This window comes from Halomonas sp. HG01, assembly GCF_000968715.2.
Lineage (GTDB): Bacteria > Pseudomonadota > Gammaproteobacteria > Pseudomonadales > Halomonadaceae > Halomonas > Halomonas halophila.
In genome coordinates this window covers 2,245,224-2,265,295 of sequence record NZ_CP022134.1, presented here as the reverse complement: position 1 = coordinate 2,265,295, position 20,072 = coordinate 2,245,224, and the positions used below count along the sequence as shown (strand labels likewise).

Annotated in this window: 18 protein-coding genes; 13 read left to right on the top strand and 5 right to left on the bottom strand. The window is 69.4% G+C overall.

Going from position 1 to position 20,072, the window contains the following annotated elements; all coding sequences use genetic code 11:
• Nucleotides 1-58: 58 nt before the first annotated feature.
• Nucleotides 59-1,351 carry a DUF2333 family protein gene (locus UN84_RS10675; RefSeq protein ID WP_046080177.1) on the top strand — a complete coding sequence of 431 codons (1,293 nt, stop codon included), beginning with the start codon at nt 59-61 and terminating at the stop codon, nt 1,349-1,351.
• Between the two features lie 76 nt (nt 1,352-1,427).
• On the opposite strand, the gene ppa is transcribed toward UN84_RS10675, so the two are convergent.
• Complete coding sequence (gene ppa, locus UN84_RS10670; protein WP_035599659.1) at nt 1,428-1,958, bottom strand: inorganic diphosphatase; 531 nt, start codon at nt 1,956-1,958, stop codon at nt 1,428-1,430.
• 261 nt (nt 1,959-2,219) lie between these two features.
• Here ppa and UN84_RS10665 point away from each other — a divergent pair, with 261 nt between their 5' ends.
• Nucleotides 2,220-3,938 (top strand): bifunctional protein-serine/threonine kinase/phosphatase, encoded by a 1,719-nt coding sequence (locus UN84_RS10665; RefSeq protein WP_046080505.1) that lies wholly within the window; start codon nt 2,220-2,222, stop codon nt 3,936-3,938.
• A 173-nt stretch (nt 3,939-4,111) separates the two neighbouring features.
• On the opposite strand, the gene UN84_RS10660 is transcribed toward UN84_RS10665, so the two are convergent.
• On the bottom strand, nt 4,112-5,371 hold the full coding sequence (locus tag UN84_RS10660) for a 6-phosphofructokinase (protein ID WP_046080178.1): 1,260 nt from the start codon (nt 5,369-5,371) through the stop codon (nt 4,112-4,114).
• 242 nt (nt 5,372-5,613) lie between these two features.
• Here UN84_RS10660 and mpl point away from each other — a divergent pair, with 242 nt between their 5' ends.
• The 3 genes from mpl to UN84_RS10645 all read left to right on the top strand — a co-directional run bounded on the left by mpl (nt 5,614) and on the right by UN84_RS10645 (nt 8,331).
• Complete coding sequence (mpl, locus tag UN84_RS10655) at nt 5,614-6,999, top strand: UDP-N-acetylmuramate:L-alanyl-gamma-D-glutamyl-meso-diaminopimelate ligase (RefSeq protein ID WP_046080179.1); 1,386 nt, start codon at nt 5,614-5,616, stop codon at nt 6,997-6,999.
• Nucleotides 6,989-7,618 (top strand): flavin prenyltransferase UbiX, encoded by a 630-nt coding sequence (locus UN84_RS10650; protein WP_046080180.1) that lies wholly within the window; start codon nt 6,989-6,991, stop codon nt 7,616-7,618. The genes mpl and UN84_RS10650 overlap by 11 nt, the downstream gene beginning before the upstream one ends.
• Nucleotides 7,619-7,707: 89 nt before the next feature.
• Nucleotides 7,708-8,331: a LysE family translocator gene (locus tag UN84_RS10645; protein WP_173834997.1), complete on the top strand. Its 624-nt coding sequence runs from the start codon at nt 7,708-7,710 to the stop codon at nt 8,329-8,331.
• Nucleotides 8,332-8,705: 374 nt separating this feature from the next.
• On the opposite strand, the gene UN84_RS10640 is transcribed toward UN84_RS10645, so the two are convergent.
• The 3 genes from UN84_RS10640 to UN84_RS10630 are packed head-to-tail and all read right to left on the bottom strand — an operon-like array spanning nt 8,706 to nt 11,935.
• On the bottom strand, nt 8,706-10,109 hold the full coding sequence (locus UN84_RS10640) for a bifunctional DedA family/phosphatase PAP2 family protein (RefSeq protein ID WP_046080181.1): 1,404 nt from the start codon (nt 10,107-10,109) through the stop codon (nt 8,706-8,708).
• Nucleotides 10,110-10,134: 25 nt separating this feature from the next.
• Nucleotides 10,135-11,070 carry a GGDEF domain-containing protein gene (locus UN84_RS10635; RefSeq protein ID WP_046080182.1) on the bottom strand — a complete coding sequence of 312 codons (936 nt, stop codon included), beginning with the start codon at nt 11,068-11,070 and terminating at the stop codon, nt 10,135-10,137.
• Nucleotides 11,063-11,935, bottom strand: a complete 873-nt coding sequence (locus tag UN84_RS10630) for a hypothetical protein (protein WP_052719395.1) — start codon at nt 11,933-11,935, stop codon at nt 11,063-11,065. The genes UN84_RS10635 and UN84_RS10630 overlap by 8 nt, the downstream gene beginning before the upstream one ends.
• 90 nt (nt 11,936-12,025) lie before the next feature.
• Here UN84_RS10630 and UN84_RS10625 point away from each other — a divergent pair, with 90 nt between their 5' ends.
• From UN84_RS10625 to UN84_RS10590, 8 genes are all read left to right on the top strand, one after another.
• On the top strand, nt 12,026-13,318 hold the full coding sequence (locus tag UN84_RS10625) for a glutamate-5-semialdehyde dehydrogenase (RefSeq protein ID WP_046080507.1): 1,293 nt from the start codon (nt 12,026-12,028) through the stop codon (nt 13,316-13,318).
• A 62-nt stretch (nt 13,319-13,380) separates the two neighbouring features.
• Nucleotides 13,381-14,007, top strand: coding sequence for a nicotinate-nucleotide adenylyltransferase (gene nadD / locus UN84_RS10620; protein ID WP_046080508.1), 627 nt, complete (start codon nt 13,381-13,383; stop codon nt 14,005-14,007).
• A gap of 121 nt (nt 14,008-14,128) precedes the next feature.
• Nucleotides 14,129-14,503 (top strand): ribosome silencing factor, encoded by a 375-nt coding sequence (rsfS, locus tag UN84_RS10615; RefSeq protein ID WP_046080183.1) that lies wholly within the window; start codon nt 14,129-14,131, stop codon nt 14,501-14,503.
• A complete protein-coding gene (rlmH, locus tag UN84_RS10610; RefSeq protein WP_046080184.1) occupies nt 14,500-14,967 on the top strand; it encodes a 23S rRNA (pseudouridine(1915)-N(3))-methyltransferase RlmH in 468 nt (155 codons plus the stop codon). Before rsfS ends, rlmH begins: the two co-directional genes overlap by 4 nt.
• A 22-nt stretch (nt 14,968-14,989) precedes the next feature.
• A complete protein-coding gene (gene mrdA / locus UN84_RS10605; protein ID WP_046080185.1) occupies nt 14,990-16,882 on the top strand; it encodes a penicillin-binding protein 2 in 1,893 nt (630 codons plus the stop codon).
• Nucleotides 16,882-18,039, top strand: coding sequence for a rod shape-determining protein RodA (gene rodA / locus UN84_RS10600; protein ID WP_035596189.1), 1,158 nt, complete (start codon nt 16,882-16,884; stop codon nt 18,037-18,039). The genes mrdA and rodA overlap by 1 nt, the downstream gene beginning before the upstream one ends.
• A gap of 36 nt (nt 18,040-18,075) precedes the next feature.
• A complete protein-coding gene (gene mltB / locus UN84_RS10595) occupies nt 18,076-19,140 on the top strand; it encodes a lytic murein transglycosylase B (protein WP_046080186.1) in 1,065 nt (354 codons plus the stop codon).
• Entirely contained in the window at nt 19,137-20,063 is a 927-nt protein-coding gene (locus UN84_RS10590; RefSeq protein WP_046080187.1) for a septal ring lytic transglycosylase RlpA family protein, read from the top strand. The genes mltB and UN84_RS10590 overlap by 4 nt, the downstream gene beginning before the upstream one ends.
• Nucleotides 20,064-20,072 lie beyond the last annotated feature (9 nt).

Below are 20,072 nucleotides of genomic sequence, written 5' to 3'. Positions count from 1 at the left end.
GCGCCTTGCCGTCGCAGCTCGGCGGATTCCGAGCCCACATCGTCAGGGAAATCCTATCATGGCATCGAAGCGACGGGCGGCCGAACGGCGTCGCCGCAGTAAAGAGACGCTGGAGCGTCCGCAATACGGTTGGATCTGGAAGCCGCTGCTGGCGGTGCTGGTGATCGCGCTGGTCGTGGCGCTGGGGTTGGGCGTCTGGTGGAGCCGCACGCCGGCGTTAGAGCCGGTGTCGGATGACGCCGTCGCCGCCTCCGACACGGCGCCGGGCATGGCCGTCGTGGGTGGCCTGTCGGGCCTGGTGGGGACGCTGCTCGACAAGCCGGGCGGCTATCTGCGCAACGACCTGGCCCCGCCTGGGGTATGGCTCGACAACATGCCCGCCTGGGAGCTCGGTGTGCTCGGCCAGGCGCGCTGGATGAGCCAGTCGCTGCCGACCATCGCCGGCGGCGACGCCGCGGCGCTGGATGCCGCGCGCACGGCGCTGGAGGGCGATGCCGACGACTGGTTCTATCCCTCCACCGAGCGTCGACTCGAGCAGGCCCGCGCCGCCCTCGACGGCTATCGCCAGACGCTTGGCGGCGGTCAGGCCGCCTTCGCTGCCGATGGCCAGGGGATTGCGGCCTGGTTGAACGGCGTGTCCCGGGGGCTCGACGACATGGGACGTCGCCTCTCGGCCAGCGTCGGCAGTCCCGAAGCCCTGGCCGGGCTGGACCTCGACACCGAGGGGCTGCCCACGGAGACGCCGTGGTACCGGCTCGACAACGTCTTCTTCGAGGCCCGCGGCCAGGCCTGGGCCCTTCATCGTCTGCTCGTGGCGATGCACCGCGACCAGGCCGAGCGAATCGAGGCCGCCGGGCTGACGATGCGCTGGGAGGCCCTGCTGGCCGAACTCGAGCTGAGCCAGCGACGGCTGTGGAGCCCGGTGATCCTCAACGGCTCGGGTTTCGGGCTGTTCGCCAATCATTCGCTGGTGATGGCGCATCATGTGCTGCGTGCCCGGGACCTGAGCCGCGAGCTCGCCGAGGGGGTGGCGACGCAGTTTGATGCCCTCGAGGTGCCGGCGGCCGATGACGACGCTCGGCAGGAGAGCGGCGCGGAGACCGTCGCCGAAGAGAACGAGACGGCGCGGGAGGTGGCTGCCGAGCCGGAGGCGAGCGAAGGCGGGGTCAAGGCGCCTCGGGACGCGGCGAACGGTGATGGTGACGTGACGGCGGAAGAGGTCGGTGGGGAAGAGGCCGTCGCGGAAGAGGGCGTCGATAAAGAGAGCGTCGAGGAAGTGGGTGTCGAGACGGAGGAAAATGACGCCGTCGGTGAGGCCCTGTCCATGCCGGAGGCTGACGAGGCGCGTTGAGTCCGTCGCCATGCCGGAATGACGAAGGGGCCGCCCATCGGGCGGCCCCTTACTGTCCGGGCATGATCGCGGGCGATCAGGCCTTGTCGTGAGCCGCGGCGGCCTTCTCGATAGCCTTGCGGGCGGCCTCGACGCCTTCCCAGGATTCCACCTTGACCCACTTGCCCTTCTCGAGATCCTTGTAGTTCTCGAAGAAGTGGGCGATCTGCTGGCGCAGCAGTTCCGGCAGGTCGGTCACTTCCTGGACGTCGTCGTACAGGCTGGACAGCTTTTCGTGCGGCACGCAGACCAGCTTGGCGTCTTCGCCGGCTTCGTCGGTCATGTTCAGGATGCCGACCGGGCGCGCGCGGATGACGCTGCCGGGCTGGACCGGATACGGCGTCACGACCAGGGCGTCCAGCGGGTCGCCGTCGTCGGCCAGGGTGTGCGGGATGAAGCCGTAGTTGGCCGGGTAGAACATCGGGGTGGCCATGAAGCGGTCGACCAGCAGGGCGCCCATGTCCTTGTCGATCTCGTACTTGACCGGGGCATGGTTGGCCGGGATCTCGATGGCGACGTAGAGGTCGTTGGGCAGGTCCTTGCCGGCGGGGATGTTGTCGAAGTTCATGAGGGCGTCCTTCTATGGCTTATGGCCCTGGGCTTGTGGCCCTGGCGGGTGGCCGTCGGGTGAAATCCGGCGAATTATACGAGGCCGCTCCGGCGATTACCAACCCGACCTAGGTCGTCCGAGCGGGGATGTGGTCGTCGTGGCCCCGGTAGGCGGGTCGACGACGGGGGGAGAGCCAGGCCCCCGGGCAGGCGTGTATCATGAGCGCCCATGGAGGGGGGCCTTGCGGTCTCGAAGTCGCTGACACACAAGGAGATCGTCGTGGCATCCGCGCAACTGTCATTGAGTTTCGGCCAGGCCTTCGTGGTGCCGGATCGCGGCCGGCATCGCAGTTCGATGTCGGTCTGCGTGCCCGACGAGACGGCGCTGCTGACGAGCAAGGGCGCCAGTGCGCTGATCACCGATTCCACCTCGCGCAACCCGCTGGCCAAGCAGGCGGGCGACCTCAGCGTGCAGGGGTTTCTGGCCGACTTCTACTCGACGCCCGAGCACTGGGGGGCCAAGGTGTCGGCGCACCGGGTGCTGCACGCCCTCAACGGCTGGTGCTACGGGCAGAGTCGTCAGGTCCGCGATGGTGGCTACGTGAGCTCGGTGTCGGCGATGGTCTATCAGGGCCAGACGGCGCATCTCTTTCATATGGGCGATACGCTGGTGTTCCGCCTGCGCGGAGCCGAGTTCGAGCAGCTCAGTCGCGATCACGTCACCGACCTTGGCGGCTACCGCTATCCCTCCCGGGCGCTGGGCATGGATGTCAGCCTCGATATCGACTACGTGGAGATGCCGCTCAAGCAGGGGGACATCTTCCTGTTCACCACCCAGGCGGTGCAGGGCACCCTGATGCCGTCGGACTACGTGCGACTGATCCGCGAGGACGCCAGCGACCTGCACGCGGCCTGCGAGCGCTTGGCCGAGACCGCCAGCGAACGGGCCCGGGAGCGCGGTTACGGCGGCGATCCGTTCTGCTTCCAGCTGGTGCGCATCGATGCGCTGCCCGAGGCGCAGGAGGATCGGCCGGACCGTTCCTACGGCGAGCTGCCGATCCCGCCGGAGCTGGCGGTGGGCGAACGGCTGGACGGGCTCGAGGTGCTGGAGGTGCTGTCGCGCACCGCCCAGTCGCGGGTCTACCGGGTGTGTGACACGCACACCGAGCGCGAGATGGTGATGAAGGCGCCGAGCCCGGAGCTCTCCAGTCGCAACGCCTACCTGGAGCACTTCCTGCTTCAGCAGTGGATCGTCGAGCGGGTGCGCTCGCCCTTCGTGGTGCGGGTGATGACGCCCTCGCGGCCGCGCCGTTACCTCTACTACCTGATGGCCTACGTGGAAGGCATGACGCTGGAAGAGTGGGCGCGGCGTCATCCCCGCGCCAGCCTCGGGCAGCGGCTCGATATCGCGACTCAGCTCGGCAAGGCGGTCCAGGCGCTGCACCGGCGCGACCTGCTGCATCAGCAGATCCATCCCGAGAACGTGCTGATCGATCGCCATGGCCAGGTGGTGCTGGCCGACTTCAGCGCCTGTCACCTGCGCGATGTGGACGGTCATCGGCGCTCGAGGGGGCTGCTGCGCCAGGTGGGGCTGACCGAGCACAGCGCGCCGGAGTACGCCATGGATGACGAGGTCGGCCGACGCAGCGACCAGTATTCGCTGGCCTCCACCGTCTACTGGCTGCTGACCGGCGCCTTGCCCTACGAGCTGCCGGTGAAGGACCTGCTGCGCCATACCGATCTGGAACGGATGCACTATCGCAGTGCCCAGGCGCTCAATCCCGAAGTGCCGTCGGCGCTCGACGCGGCCCTCAAGCGTGCCCTGATGCCTCAGCGGGCCCTGCGGTTCCGTCGCCTGTCGGAGTTCCTGCATGCCCTCAAGACGCCGAAGCCGGCGTCGGACGGGGGGCCGCCGAAGCGGGGTGGGGCGACGTGGTTCTGGCAGGTCGTGGCGGCCGCGCTGCTGGTGTTGCTGGTGCTGAGCTGGCTGTTGAGATAGGCATCCATTGGGGTCAGACCCTTAAGCGCCCCTGGTGCTGAGCTGGTTCCTGAGATAGGAATCGACGTGGGGTAGCCCCTTTGGCGCCGAGCTACAAGAAAACCCCGAAGGTTTTGCCTTCGGGGTTTCTGTTTCTCCAGGCGATTTCAGGCTGTTGACCTGCAGCCTGCCGCTCAGATGCTGAATGCCGGCAGCTTGCGTTCGACGCGATGCTTGGCCAGATGCGCGATCTTGGGCAGGCCGTTCTCGAACGGGGGGAAGTCCTCGCCCTGGATCAGCGGCGACAGGTAGCGGCGGCATTCCTCGGTGATGCCGAAGCCGTCCTCGCGGATGAAGTCGCGGGGCATGAACTTCTCGCGGTTGGCCACCTCGGCCAGCGGCGCGGCCTCCACGGTCCAGGTGTAGGGGGCATCGCCGGTGCGCTTGATGGCCGGCATCTTGGCGTTGTCGCCGGCCAGCGCCAGCTCGACGGCCTTCTCGCCCACGGCGTAGGCCTGGTCCACGTCGGTCTTGGAGGCCAGGTGGCGGGCGGCGCGCTGAAGGTAGTCGGCCACGGCCCAGTGGTACTTGTAGCCCAGGTCCTGCTTGACCATGCCGGCGAGCGTCGGGGCCACGCCGCCCAGCTGGCGGTGGCCGAAGGCGTCGGTATTGCCGGAGTCGGCCAGGAAGGTGCCATCCTCGTAGCGGGCGCCCTCGGAGACCACGATCACGCAGTAGCCGTAGTCCTTGACGGACTGCTCGACCCGGGCCATCACCGCGGCACGGTCGAAGGCCACCTCGGGGAAGATCACCAGGTGCGGTGCGTCGCCTTCCTTGTCGCCGGCCAGGGCGCCGGCGGCGGCGATCCAGCCGGCATGGCGGCCCATCACCTCGAGCACGAATACCTTGGTGGAGGTGGCGCACATGGAGGCGATGTCGAGCGATGCCTCGAGGGTGGAGGTGGCGATGTACTTGGCCACGCTGCCGAAGCCCGGCGAGTTGTCGGTGATCGGCAGGTCGTTGTCCACGGTCTTCGGCACGTGGATGGCGGTCAACGGGTAGCCCATCTTCTCGGACAGCTGGGAGACCTTGAGGCAGGTGTCGGCGCTGTCGCCGCCGCCGTTGTAGAAGAAGTAGCGGATGTCGTGGGCCTTGAAGACCTCGATCAGGCGCTCGTACTGGGCGCGGTGGGTCTCGATGTCCTTGAGCTTGTAGCGACAGGAGCCGAAGGCGCCGGCCGGGGTGTGGCGCAGGGCGGCGATCGCTTCGTCACTCTCCTCGCTGACGTCGATCAGGTCCTCGGTGAGGGCGCCGATGATGCCGTTGTGGCCGGCGTAGACCTTGCCGATCTGGTCGGAGTGGCGGCGGCAGGCCTCGATCACGCCGCAGGCACTGGCGTTGATCACGGCGGTGACGCCGCCGGACTGGGCGTAGAAGGCGTTGTGCTGGGCCATGGAGCTATCCTGTTGCTGGTCGCGTCAAGGGAAGGGCAGCCGTGGCGCGGCGAGCGCTTCCCGGCTTCGTCCCGAAAAGCCGCGATTCTAGCCCATCGCCCCCATGGCTGCATCCTGTCGGCGACACGCGACGTGCGACGCCTGACACGCGGCGCCGTGCGCTGGAGAGGTCGCAGGCGCCATGCTAGGCTGCCGCTTTTCGCCGGCCCGCCGGCACACCGACGTTCGGTAGCGGAGTTTGCATGCACCTTCATATTCTCGGCATCTGCGGCACCTTCATGGGCAGCCTGGCCCTGCTGGCTCGTGAGGCCGGCCATCGGGTCAGTGGGTCGGACGCCGGCGTCTATCCGCCCATGAGCACTCAGCTCGAGCAGGCGGGCATCGTGCTGACCGAGGGGTTCGCCGCCGAGAACCTCGAGCCGGCGCCGGACCTGGTAGTGATCGGCAACGCCCTCTCGCGGGGCAATCCCGAGGTGGAAGCGGTGCTCGACCGCGGCCTGCCCTACGTCTCCGGCCCCCAGTGGCTGGCCGAGCACGTGCTGCCCGGGCGGCGGGTGATCGCCGTGGCCGGTACTCACGGCAAGACCACCACCGCCAGTCTGACCGCCTGGCTGCTGGAGGCCGCGGGCCTGGCGCCGGGGTTCTTGATCGGCGGCGTGCCGCGCAACTTCGGCGTTTCGGCGCGGCTGGGTGTCGCCGATGCGCCCTTCGTGGTCGAGGCCGACGAATACGACACGGCCTTCTTCGACAAGCGCTCCAAGTTCGTGCACTACCGCCCCGAGATCGCGGTGCTGGGCAACCTGGAGTTCGACCACGCCGACATCTTTCCCGATCTGGCCGCCATCGAGCGCCAGTTCCACCACCTGGTGCGCACCGTGCCGGGCAAGGGGCGGCTGCTGGTGGCCGACGGCGAGCCGGCGCTTGAGCGCGTGCTCGAACAGGGTCGCTGGACGCCGGTGGAGCGCTTCGGCACCGCACCGGACAGCGCCTGGCATCTGGCCCTCGAGCGCGACGATGCCAGCCGTTTCCGGGTCGTGCATCGTCGCGACGACGGCGGCGAGGAAGTCGCGCTGGTCGACTGGTCGCTGAGCGGCGCCTACAACGCCCGCAACGCCGTGGCGGCGCTGGCCGCCGCCCACGCCTGCGGCGTCTCGCTGGCCGATGGTGCCGAGGCGCTGGCCCGCTTCGCCACCCCGCGGCGGCGGCAGGAGCTGCGCGGCGAGGTGGCCGGCATCCAGGTCATCGACGACTTCGCCCACCATCCCACCGCCATCGCCGCCACCCTCGGCGGGCTGCGGGCCTCCGCCCGGCAAGGGCGACTGCTGGCGGTGATCGAGCCGCGCTCCAACACCATGCGTCTCGGCACCCTGCGCGAGCGCCTGGCCGGCAGCGTGGCCGATGCCGACGCCGCCTACTGGTACCAGCCGGCGGGACTCGACTGGACCCTGGCGCCGGTGGTCGAGGCCAGCGGCCGTCCCGGCGGCGTGTTCGACGATCTGGACGGCCTGGTGGCGGCGCTGGTGGCCGAGGCGCGCCCGGGCGACCGACTGGTGGTGATGTCCAACGGCGGCTTCGGCGGTATCCATGAGAAGCTGCTGGCGGCGCTGGAGGTGGCCCATGGCGGCTGAGCACGGCAGCGAGCGCTTCGGCGCCCCGGTCACCGTGGCGCTGACCGGCGCCTCCGGCGCCCAATACGGGCTGCGCCTGATCGAGGCGCTGGTGGCGGCCGAGCGCGAGGTCTGGGTGATGATCTCCAAGGCCGCGCACCTGGTCATCGCCACCGAGACCGAGACCGACCTGCCGGCGCGCCCCGAGCGGCTGGCCGAGGCGCTCACCGAGCGCGCGGGCGCCGCGCCGGGGCAGATCCGCTGTTTCGGCCGCGAGGACTGGATGGCGCCGGTGGCCAGCGGCTCCGGCGCCAGCTCGGCGATGGTGATCTGTCCCTGTTCCACGGGCACGCTCTCGGCGGTGGCCTGCGGGGCCAGCAACAACCTGATCGAGCGCGCCGCCGACGTGGCGCTGAAGGAACGCCGTCAGCTGATCCTGGTGCCGCGTGAGACGCCGCTGTCGGCGATCCACCTCGAGCACATGCTGAACCTGACGCGCCTGGGGGCGGTGGTGATGCCGGCGGCGCCGGGCTTCTACCATCGGCCGGCCTCGGTCGAGGACCTGGTCGACTTCATCGTCGCGCGCATTCTCAATCAGCTCGGCATCGCGCATCGTCTGATGCCTCGCTGGGGCGAGTAGACCGGCCCGGGCCAGGGAGCGCCCGGACATGCCGCCGTCATGTCGGCCCGCCATGCTGAGCGGGTCGCAAGTTCAAGGAGGATCTTGTCATGATCTCGCTGTCTGTGCTGTCGGTGTTCGTGCCGACCTTCCTGCTGGTGTCGCTGACGCCGGGCATGTGCATGACCCTGGCCATGGTGCTGGGCATGACCCAGGGTGTGCGACGCACCCTGTGGATGATGATCGGCGAACTCGTCGGCGTGGGACTGGTCGCCGTGGCGGCCGGCGCCGGCGTGGCCACGCTGATGCTGAGCCAGCCGGCGCTGTTTGCGGTGTTCAAGTGGCTGGGCGGGGCCTATCTGGCCTATCTCGGCGTGATGATGTGGCGCTCCCGCGGTCGCATGGCGATTCCCGACAACCTCGAAAGCCAGGGCTGCGCCGGACGCCGGGAACTGGCCATGCAGGGCTTCGTCACCGCGGTGGCCAATCCCAAGGGCTGGGCCTTCTTCGTGGCCCTGCTGCCGCCGTTTCTCGACGCCTCGCGGCCGCTCGCCGCACAGCTGGGCGCGCTGGTGTCCATCATCCTGACCATCGAGTTCGTTGCCCTGCTGGCCTACGCCACCGGCGGCCAGACCCTGCGCCATCTGCTGGGCCAGGCCGACAAGGTGCGGCTGCTCAACCGCCTGGCCGGTACGTTGATGATCGGCGTCGGGGTCTGGTTGATCCTGGGCTAGCGTCGAGCGACAAGCGCCGAGCTACAAGCGCGAGCTACAAGCGCCGAGCTACAAGCGCCGAGCTAAAAGCGCCGAGCTACAAGCGCCGAGCTACAAGCGCCGAGCTACAAGCGCCGAGCTACAAGCGCCGAGCTACAAGCGCCGAGCTACAAGCGCCGAGCTACAAGAAAACCCGAAGGCCATGGCCTTCGGGTTTTCTTTTGCTTTGGGCGGTTTCACGCTGCCGACTTGCAGCTTGCAGCTTGCAGCTTGCAGCTTGCAGCTTGCAGCTTGCAGCTTGCAGCTTGCAGCTTGCAGCTTGCAGCTTGCAGCTTGCAGCTTGCAGCTTGCAGCTTGCAGCTTGCAGCTTGCAGCTTGCAGCTTGCAGCTTGCCCCTACGCCGGCCCCAGCCAGGCGATGCGCGCGGCGACCAGCGCCAGCGACGCCGTGCCGAGCATCAGCCACGGGCAGGGCCGCAGGGTGCGGTGCGGCCGGCGTTGCCAGGCGAGCTGTACCAGCGCGCAGACCACCAGCCCCATCAGGGCGCCGCCGATCAGGTCGCTCAGCCAGTGGACGCCCAGCACCAGCCGCGACAGCGCCATGGGCACGATGAGGGCGATGGCGCCCCAGTAGGCCCAGAAGCGGCGGGGCAGCGGCAGCTCCCGGGCGATGAAGGCCGCGGCCAGGCCGAACAGCACCACGGCGGTGGAAGTGTGGGCGCTGGGGTAGGAGAAGGAATCCGTCAGGTGCAGCGGCGTGTGCGGGCGGGCGCGGCCGATCAACGCCTTGCCGAGACCGTTGAGCGCGGCGATGCCGACCAGTCCGCCGACCAAGTGGCTCAGGATGTCGAGTCGCCCCCGGGCCAGCCACCACAGCGTCCAGGGCAGCATCAGGGCGATCACGCCATACAGGTCGCCGAGGCGCGCAAGGAGCTCGGCGAAGCCCGTCAGCCCGGGAATTGCCAGCTCGTTCAGCAGCGCATCGAGCCGCCGGTCCATGGGCAGCGGGCCGCCGTGCTGCAGCACCACCAGGGTCCAGGCCGACAGCGCGGTGAGTGAGGTCAGCAACAGCAGCCAGGTGCCGAAGGGCGCCTCGCGGCCTCGGCGGCGGGCCAGGGATCGCCACAGTCGGCGGCCATGGGGGTGGCGGCGCAGCAGGGCGGCCATGGCCCGATAGATCAGGCCGTCGTGGTGGGTCTGATGGCGCAGCCAGGAGAAGATCAGTGCCAGCACGACGACCAGGCCGCCGAGCCCCGCCAGCCAGGGGTGCAGGGCCTCGGGCACGCCCGGCAGGCGCTGCCAGGTGCGGCCGAGCAGATAGCCGGGCAGCACGTAGGCCGGCGCCCACAGGGCGGCCGAGCCGAGGTTGGCCAGGGTGAAGCGGCGCGGTGGCATGTGCAGCATGCCGGCGATCAGCGGAACCACCGGCCGCACCGGGCCGACGAAGCGGCCCAGGAAGACCGACAGCGCGCCATGGCGGTGAAAGAAGCGAGCGCCCTGGGCGAGCCATTCGGGGTAGCGGGACAGCGGCCACAGAGTAGTGACGCGCTCGCGTTGGGTGTAGCCCAGCCAGAAACTCAGGCCGTCGCCGATCACGGCGCCGACGAAGGCGGCAGACATCATCGCCGCGACCGATAGCTCCTGGTGGCCGGCCATGGAGGCGACGGCGGTGATCAGCACCACCCCGGGCACCAGCAGGCCCACCAGGGCCAGCGACTCCACCAGGGCGATGAGCGCGGTGAGCAGCAGCAGCATCGCTGGCGATGGCGTCAGCCGCTGAAGCAGGTCGACGAGATCCAAGGTTCCCTCCTTGATCGATGGGGCGCTAGCCGGTGGCCAGGGCCTGGGTCATGGCCTGCAGGCGAGTCAGGAAGGAGGCTCGAGGTTCGCCTGGGCGTGGGGTTTCCATGCGCAGCCGCACTTCCAGCGGGCCGGTATCCATCAGCATCACCTGCTCCAGCGTCTGCTGCAGGCGCTGTTGGACCAGCAGCGCGCCGCTTTCCGTGGTGTCGGGCAGCACCAGCCAGAAGGCGGCTTCGTCCTCACGGCCCAGCGCGTCGAGTTCGCGACAGTCCTGGTGCACGCTGTGGCAGAACGTGGTCAGCATGGTGCGGCGCGTGGCGTCGCCGAACTGCTCGCGGGTCATGTCGAGCTGGGGCAGGTGGATCACCAGCACCGCCAGGGGGCGCTCGAGCAGGCGGGCACGCTCGAACTCGCCGATCAGGCGCTCGTGCAGCCGTGTGCGGGTCAGCGCCGTGCATTCCCGTTCCAGCGGGTCGGTGGCCTGCAGCAGCATGCGCTGGCGCAGGCGGTCCCACAGCGTCAGGGTGGCCACGGCGACCAGCGCCAGGTAGGTGGCGGCGAGGTCGGCGTCGGCCTTGCCGTTGCCGAGCAGCGCCAGCCAGATCGGCGTCAGGGCCAGGTTGAGGAAAATGGCGGGGCCCAGCGGCAGCAGCACCAGGGTGAGAATCGGCGGCAGGCCGATCCAGAGCGTCGGGTGCCCGCTCTGGTCAGGAAGCTCGACGGCGATCAGCAGGAAACCGCAGATCAGGGCCAGATAGGCGGAGGCGCGCGTCGGCGTTCTGCCGGTGGCGGCCAGCAGTGCGGCCAGGGCCATGACCGGGGCCAGCAGGGCGGGCAGCAGGATGCGTGCGTAGTGGCCCATCAGGTAGAACCACAGCGCCTGGCCGAGCAGCAGCAGGGTGGTGATGCCGAGCACCAGAAGGAACAGGCGCGGACGGGGCGTGCTCGTTTCAGTCATGATGGACGATCTCCCGGGCCTCGATGTGCCGGGCCTGGCGCTTCAGGGCGCGGCGTTCGCCCGACAGCGAGCCCAGTCGTGGCAGGGCGATGACCCGGACGCGAGCCGAGTCGTCGAGATCCGCCAGCAGGACCCGGCGCCGTTCGGCGGCCTGCTCGGCGTCGCGATGAATCAGCAGCAGCGCCAGGGTGCGTCGGTCCAGGCGGTAGCCGTTCTCGAACGGTCGGAGTCGCTGGCACAGTCGTTCGGCCAGCGGCCACAGCTGCCTTCGGCGGACGTGGAGCAGCACCAGTTCCACATGGCTGTCTTCTCGTCTGGCACGCTCTCGTTCGCGCTGCACGTCGTGGCGCAGGCACTGGCTCGGCCACAGGGGCAGTCCGGGAAGCAGTCGGGCGCGATGGCGGATCCTGCGCTGCAGGGCCTGAAGCTCCAGCGCGCGTGCCAGCCCCAGCAGCATCAGGCCGGCCAGCAGCAGGCCGGCCAGTGCCCATTGTTCCGTATCCAGCGAGGGGCGCAGGTGCCACCAGCTGGTGACGGCCAGCGCAGCGTTGAGCAGCAGCACCCAGCGAGGCTGAGGCACCATCAGCAGGATGGCCCAGGCCCACAGCCAGGTCAGGTGGCGGTCCGGCGTGACCCACAGCAGGGCGGCCAGCAGCAGCCCCGGCAGCAGTTGCCAGGGTACGGTGGCCGGATGGCGGCGGCGGCGGCGGGCCGCCTGGCTGGCGGTCACCGTCAGCCACAGCGCGGCGAGGCCCAGCAGCAGGGCGTCCGGCAGCGTCTCGGCGGTGATGGCCAGGAAGCTGGCGAGGCCGGCAGCGATCAGCAGGTTGACGCGCATCAGCCCGACTTTGTACTTGCTCTGCATGGTGACTTAGTATGGGCTCCTTCCCGTTCCGACACGAGCCTGGGGCGCGGTCTGATGCCCCGCAGCGATTTCCTGGAGACACTCTACGGCATGACAGCTCACGCCTCCCACTCCGATGATGCCATCACCGACGTCGACGCCTACATGCAGCGCCTGGGCCAGCAGGCTCGCACCGCCGCCGCTCGCCTGCGCCGCGCCGACACCGCATCCAAGAACGCCGCCCTGAAGGCCATGGCCGAGCGCCTGGATGCCGCCCGCGACGCGGTGCTGGCGGCCAACGCCCGGGACCTGGAGCGCGGCCGCGAGAACGGTCTGGATGCTGCGCTGCTCGACCGCCTGGCGCTGAACGAGGCGCGCGTCGACGCCATGATCGAGGGCCTCCATCAGGTCGCGGCACTGCCTGATCCGGTGGGCGAGATCGACGGTCTGAGCGCCCGGCCGAGCGGCATCCAGGTCGGCCACATGCGGGTGCCGCTGGGCGTGATCGGTATCATCTACGAATCGCGGCCCAACGTCACCATGGAAGCGGCCAGCCTGTGCCTGAAGTCGGGCAACGCGGCCATCCTGCGCGGCGGCTCCGAGGCCCGTGAATCCAACGCCGCCATCGCGGCCTGCCTACGCGAGGGGCTCGAACACGCCGGCCTGCCGGAGGCGGCGGTCCAGGTGGTGGCGACCACCGACCGCGCCGCGGTCGGGCGGTTGATCGGCATGCCCGAGTATGTCGACGTGATCATCCCGCGGGGTGGCAAGTCGCTGATCGAGCGTATCTCCCGCGAGGCGCGCGTGCCGGTGATCAAGCACCTGGACGGGGTCTGCCACGTCTATCTCGACGCCAGCGCGGACCGTGACAAGGCGCTGGCCATCGCCGTCAACGCCAAGACCCAGCGCTACGGCACCTGCAACACCATGGAGACCCTGCTGGTCGACGCCCCGGTGGCCGAGGACCTGCTCCCGGCCCTGGCCGCGGCCTACGCCGAGTACGGCGTGGAGCTGCGTGGCTGCGAGCGCACTCGGGCGATCCTCGCCGACGCCGCCCCGGCCAGCGAAGCCGACTGGGCGGCCGAGTACCTGGCGCCGGTGCTGGCGATTCGCGTGGTCGATGGCATCGACCACGCCATGGCGCATATCGAACGCTACAGCTCGCGGCACACGGATGCCATCGTCACCGAGAACTACACCCTGGCGCGGCGCTTCCTGGCCGAGGTCGACTCGAGCTCGGTGATGGTCAATGCCTCGACCCGCTTTGCCGATGGCTTCGAATACGGCCTGGGGGCCGAGATCGGCATTTCGACCGATCGCCTGCACGTGCGCGGCCCGGTGGGACTCGAGGGGCTGACCACGCGCAAGTACGTGGTGCTCGGTGACGGTCAGATCCGTCAGTGAACGAGGTATCGGTGAAGGCGGCGTCAGAGCGCGCGGCGGTCGAGGGCGCCCCGCGCATCGCCATGCTGGGCGGGACCTTCGACCCCGTCCATCTCGGTCACCTGCGCAGCGCCGTGGAGCTTCATGAGGCGCTGGGGCTCGATCAGGTGCACATGATGCCCGCGGCCCGGCCGCCTCTGCGGGGCGAGCCGCGCATCACCCCCGAGGAGCGCCTGTCACTGCTGCGCCTGGGGATCGGCGATACCCCCGGGCTGATCGCCGACCCGCGTGAGCTCGAGCGCGAGGGGCCGTCCTACAGCGCCGATACCCTGGCGGAGCTGCGCCGGGAGTTCGGCCCCGAGGCGCGGCTGGTCATGGCGCTGGGCCACGATGCCTTCCTGCGCCTGGCCGACTGGCATGCCCCCGAACGGCTGTTCTCCCTGGCCCACCTGGTGGTGGTGGATCGCCCTGACCACGAGGCCGACCTGCCCGGGCCGCTCGCCGAGCTGATCGGCGGTCGTGAGGTCGAGACTCCGGCGGCGCTGATGGCCTCGCCGGCCGGCGGGCTCCTGCGCCTGCGGCTGTCGTCGCGCATGGCGATTTCCGCCACCGAGGTGCGTCGGCGCCTGGCGGAGGGGCGCAGCGTGCGCTATCTGCTGCCCGAGGCGGTCGAGGAACGAATCCTCTCCGCGGGACTCTACCGTCGCTAGCCGCCGGCGGCTCGGCGCAAAAAAACGTCGTCGAGCCGTCATCGGGCGCTGCCAGGCTTCGCCCGAGCCGGTACAATGGCGGCAACATCATTTTCCGCCTAGAGGGGCTGATACGAAGGGTATGCACATCGACGCACTCAAGACGCTGGTGCTGAATGCACTGGAGGAACTCAAGGCTCAAGACATCGCCGTCATCGACGTTTCCAACCTGACCAGCGTGACCGACCTGATGGTGGTCGCCAGCGGCACCTCCAGCCGCCACCTGGCGGCGCTGTCCAGCAAGCTGATCCAGACGGTGAAGGAAGAGGGCGTGGCGCCGCTGGGGGTCGAGGGTGAAAGCGGTGCCGACTGGGTGCTGGTCGACCTCGGCGACATGGTGGTGCATCTGATGATGCCAGAGACCCGGGCGCTCTATGACCTGGAGCGTCTGTGGGCCGACCTGCCGAGCGACGGCCAGGCGCTGGAGGAAGAAGAGCGGGCCCACGGCGCTTCATGAAGGTGAGACTGCTGGCCGTCGGCACCAAGATGCCCGACTGGGTGACCAAGGGCGTCGAGGAGTACCGCAAGCGCCTGCCGCGAGACTTCGCCCTCGAGATCGAGGAGATCGCCCCCGGGGCCCGGGGCAAGAACGCCGATACCCGCCGCGCCATCGCCCAGGAGTCCGAACGCCTGCGTGCCCGGCTCAAGGGCGACGAGCATCTGGTGGCGCTGGAGGTGGGCGGCAAGACCTGGAGCACCGAACAGCTGGCCGCCCAGGCCGAGGACTGGTGCCTCGGCGGGCGCGACGTGGTGCTGCTGGTCGGTGGGCCCGACGGGCTCGACCCGGCGCTGTCCGCCAGTGCCGATCAGCGCTGGTCGCTCTCGCCGCTGACGCTGCCGCATCCGCTGGTGCGCATCCTGCTGGCCGAGCAGCTCTATCGGGCCTGGACCCTGATGGTCGGCCATCCCTACCATCGCTGATCGCTCGAGGTCGCCGCCAAGCATGCGTCAGCCACGCGACACCCTGAAGAACCCCCAGCAGGAACTGCGGATCTTTCGCCTGCGCTCGCTGCTGGCGGTGGTCATCGTGCTGCTCCTCAGCGGCCTGCTGGCGGGCCGCCTGTTCTACCTGCAGGTGGTTCAGCACGAGAAATACAGCACCCGTTCCGAGAAGAACCGCGTGCGGGTCGAGCCGCTGCCGCCGACCCGCGGGCTGATCTACGACCGCAACGGCGAGCTGCTGGCCGAGAACCGGCCGACCTACAATCTGACGCTGGTGCGCGAGCGGGTCGACGACCTGGACGCGACCCTGGCGCTGCTGGTCGACCTGCTCGATCTGCCCGCGGATCAGGTCGAGGCCTTCCGCGAGCGCTCGCGTCAGCGTCAGCGCCCCTATCAGCCGGCGCTGCTGATGAGCGATCTCGACGAGGAGCAGATCGCCCGGCTGGCGGTCAACCGCCATCGGTTGCCCGGCGTCGAGGTCGAGGCGCAGCTGCTGCGCTACTACCCGGACGCCGAGGCCATGTCCCACGTGCTCGGCTATGTCGGCCGGATCAACACCGAGGAGCTGCAGCGGGTCGATGCCGGCAACTATGCCGGGACTCACTTCATCGGCAAGACCGGCGTCGAGCGCTTCTATGAGGACACGCTGCACGGTCAGGCGGGGCTGCGCAAGGTGGAGACCAATGCCCGCGGCCGGGTGCTGCGCGAGCTGGGGCACACCGACCCGGTGCCCGGGGAAAACCTGACGCTGACCCTGGACAAGGGGCTGCAACACCTCGCCGTGGACCTGCTCGACGGGCGGCGGGGCTCCATCGTGGCGATCGCCCCGCAGACCGGCGAGATCCTGGCCATGGCCTCGGTCCCGGGGTTCGATACCAACCAGTTCGTGACCGGCATCGACGTGGCCTCCTACCGGGCGCTGCAGCAGGACATCGACCTGCCGCTGTTCAATCGCGCCATCCGTGGCAGCTATCCCGCCGGCTCGACCATCAAGCCGTTCATGGCCATCACCGGCCTGCGCCACGGGGAGATCACCCCCGACGAGGTGATCTACGACCCCGGCTACTACCAGCTGCCCAACGATTCGCGCCGTTATCGCAACTGGCTGCGCTGGGGGCACGGGCGGGTGGATCTCGAGCGGGCGCTGGAAGTGTCCAACAACACCTACTTCTATTCCCTGGCCCACGAGCTCGGCATCGACCGCATCCACGACAGCCTGGCGCAGTTCGGTTTCGGCACTCGGGTGGCCGCCGACGTCTACGGCCAGGGCACCGGTTTGCTGCCGTCCCGGGACTGGAAACGGGCCCGCTTCGATCAGCCCTGGTATCCCGGCGAGACGCTCTCGGTGGGCATCGGCCAGGGCTATCTGCAGATCACGCCGCTTCAGCTGGCCTCGGCCACCGCGGTGCTGGCCAATCGCGGCGACTGGGTCAAGCCGCGCCTGGTGCGTGAGACCGGCGACGTGCCGATGCCGCTCGACCTGGACGATACGCCGCCGGACGTCGAGCTCGAGCATGCCGAATGGTGGGAGCGGGTCGTCTCGGGCATGGAGCAGGTGCTCTCCGGCAACGAGGGCACCGCGCGCCGTGCCGGGGCGGGGCTCGAGTATCGCATGGCCGGCAAGTCCGGTACCGCTCAGGTGTTCTCGCTGGGGCAGGATCAGCGCTACAACGCCGACGAGCTCAAGGAGCGGCTGCGCGACCATGCCCTGTTCATGGCCTTCGCACCGGTGGAAGACCCGCAGATCGCGGTGTCGGTGATCATCGAGAATGCCGGCGGGGGCAGCAGCCATGCGGCCGCTCCGGCCCGGGCCATGACCGACTACTGGCTGCTCGAGCGCGATCACGGCGAGATCCCGCCGGAAGAGGAAGCCGACATCGAGGGAGAGGGATGATGGCCATGGTCGACGTGCTGCTGCGTCGCCCGCACCCGGTGAAACCCACCGCCAGCGGGATGTCTCGCAAGCGCAGCCTCTGGGAGCGCATTCACCTCGACCCCTGGCTGCTCGGCCTGCTGCTGGCGCTGATGTCGGCCGGCCTGGTGGTGCTCTACAGCGCCGGCGGGCAGAGCATGCATATCGTCATCGCCCAGGCGATTCGCTTCGGGGTCGCCCTGGCGGGCATGGTGATCATCGCCCAGTTCTCGCCGGCCACCCTGCTGCGCTGGGCGCTGCCGGCCTATCTGGTGGGCATGCTGATGCTGCTGGCGGTGGAGATCATGGGCGACATGGGCATGGGCGCCCAGCGCTGGCTGGAGATCCCCGGGGTGGTGCGCTTCCAGCCTTCCGAGATGATGAAGCTGGCGGTGCCGATGATGGTGGCGGCCTGGCTGAGTCGTCGCGAGCTGCCGCCGCGCTGGCAGGACCTGCTGGTCTGTGCGCTGCTGATCGGCGCGCCGGTGCTGCTGATCGCCCGTCAGCCCGACCTCGGTACCTCGCTGCTGGTGGCCATGGCGGCGGTGTTCGTGATCCTGCTGGCCGGGCTGTCGTGGCGCATCATCGGGGTGCTCGCCGCGCTGGCCGCCGCCGCGCTGCCGCTGCTGTGGATGAACATGCACGACTATCAGCGCCAGCGGGTGCTGACCTTCCTGTCCCCCGAGAGCGACCCGCTTGGTGCCGGCTGGAACATCATTCAGTCGACCACCGCCATCGGCAGTGGCGGGGTCTGGGGCAAGGGCTGGCTGCAGGGGACCCAGTCGCAGCTGGAGTTCCTGCCCGAGAGCCACACCGACTTCATCGTCGCGGTGCTCGGCGAGGAGTTCGGCATGATCGGCATGCTGGCCTTCCTGGTGCTGTATCTGCTGATCGTGTGCCGTGGGCTGTGGCTCGCGGGGGCGGCACAGGAGTCCTTCGGGCGTCTGCTGGCCGGCAGCATCATCCTGACCTTCTTCATCTATGTCTTCGTCAATATCGGCATGGTCAGCGGCATCCTGCCGGTGGTCGGCGTGCCGCTGCCGCTGGTCAGCTACGGGGGGACCTCCAGCGTGACCTTGCTGGCCGGTTTCGGTATTCTCATGGCCATTCACTCGCACCGCCGCCTGCTGCCGCGCTAGCGCGGCCGGCGGGCCGACAGACTCAGGGAGAGACGCATGACGGTGACGATGTCGCGACACGGACGCCGCTGGTTGGGCTTGGCCCTCGGCGGCCTGCTGGCGGGCTTGTCCGCCGGCGTTTCGGCGGCGGATTTCGATCCGCAGCAGGGCAAGGTCCGGGCACTGGTGGATGAAGTGGCCGAGCGCGGCATCGACCGCGACTGGGTCGAGCGGGCCATGGGCCGCGCCGAGTTCCGCCAGGAAGTGCTCGACGCCATGTCCGGCGCCGCCGAGCATCGCATGGTGTGGCACGACTATCGCGATATCTTCCTCGGCGAGGAGCGCATCCAGCAGGGCGTGGCCTTCATCGACGCCCATCGCGAAGCCTTCGAACGCGCCGAGGCCGAGTACGGCGTGCCGCCGGAGATGATCGCCGCAATCCTTGGCGTCGAGACCCGATACGGCCGGATCACCGGCGATCATCGGGTGCTCGACTCGCTGTCGACCCTGGCCTTCAACCACCCGCGGCGAGGCGACTTCTTCCGCGGCGAGCTCGCTGCCTTCCTCGAGATCACCTATCGCCAGGAGGTCGATCCGGCCAGTATCGAGGGCTCCTATGCCGGCGCCATGGGCTACCCGCAGTTCATCCCCACCAGCTATCGCGCCTATGCGGTGGACTTCGACGGCGACGGCCATCGCAACCTCTGGACCAATCCCGTGGATGCCATCGGCAGCATCGCCAACTACTTCGCCGAGCACCGCTGGCAGCCGGGGGCGCCGATCTACCACGAGGCCGAGGGACCGAGCGCGCGCCCCGATGGCATCACCTTCAACGCCGCACGGCCGCCGAGCGTGAGCGTTGGCGAGCTGGCCGCGGCGGGCATCGAGAGCGAGGCGGCGCTGGCCGCCGACACCCAGGTGGTGCCGCTGGCGCTGGAGATGGAAGACGGCAGCCTGCGCTACCGTTTCGGTCGCGACAATTTCTACGTCATCACTCGCTATAACCACAGCTATCTCTATGCCATGGCGGCCACCGAGCTGGCCGAGGCCATCGCCGAGGCGGAAGGGCGCCAGGCCGACTGGTTCACCGCGACCGCCGCCGACCCGGAGGAACGCCCATGAAGGCCTGGTGGATGCCGCTGCTGGCCACGCTGGTGTTGACCGGCTGTGCCGGTGGCGGCGGTACCGCGCCGGCGCCGTCCGGGCAGGCGAGCGTCGACGACGGCGCCGCCGACGACGGTGGGCGCTACGCCATGAGCAGCGACGCCTATCCCGAGGAGCCGCCCGACGTCAGCCAGGTGCCGGATGCGGTGCCGCGCGTCGAGCCACGCTCCCGGGCCGGCAATCGTTCGACCTACGAGGTGTGGGGCAAGACCTATCACGTGCTGGACGACGCCACCGGCTATGAGCGCCGAGGCACCGCGTCCTGGTACGGCGAGAAGTTCCAGGGCTATGCCACGTCCAACGGCGAGATCTACGACATGTACAAGATGAGCGCCGCTCATCGCTCGCTGCCGCTGCCGAGCTTCGCGAGGGTCACCAACCTCGACAACGGCCGCTCGGTGATCGTGCGCGTCAACGATCGTGGTCCCTTCCACAGCGAGCGCGAGATCGATCTCTCCTATGCCGCGGCGGCGCGCCTCGACATCCTCGATCACGGTACCGGCCGCGTGCGGGTCGAGGCGATCGACCCCGTGGCCTGGCAGGCCGAGCACGGGGGCGGTGCCGATGATGCTCGGGCCGTGGCGTCCGTCGAGGCCTCGGTGCCGACCGAGCCCGTCGACGCGGCCCCGGCCCGCGCCCCGGCGTCTGAGGACGCCGTCTATCTGCAGGTCGCGGCGCTGGGCTCTGCCGAGGGCGCTCGCGAGCTCAAGGTCCGGCTGCAGGATGCGCTGTCAAAGCCGGTGCGGGTGGCCTCCGAGGCCGGCCTGCATCGCGTTCAGGTCGGCCCGCTGGCCGGCCGAACCCAGATCGACCCGGTGCGCGGCGAGTTGCGCCGGGCCGGTTTCGACGAGGCCTTTGTCGTCGATACCAGGGCCGACTGAGTCGGCCCC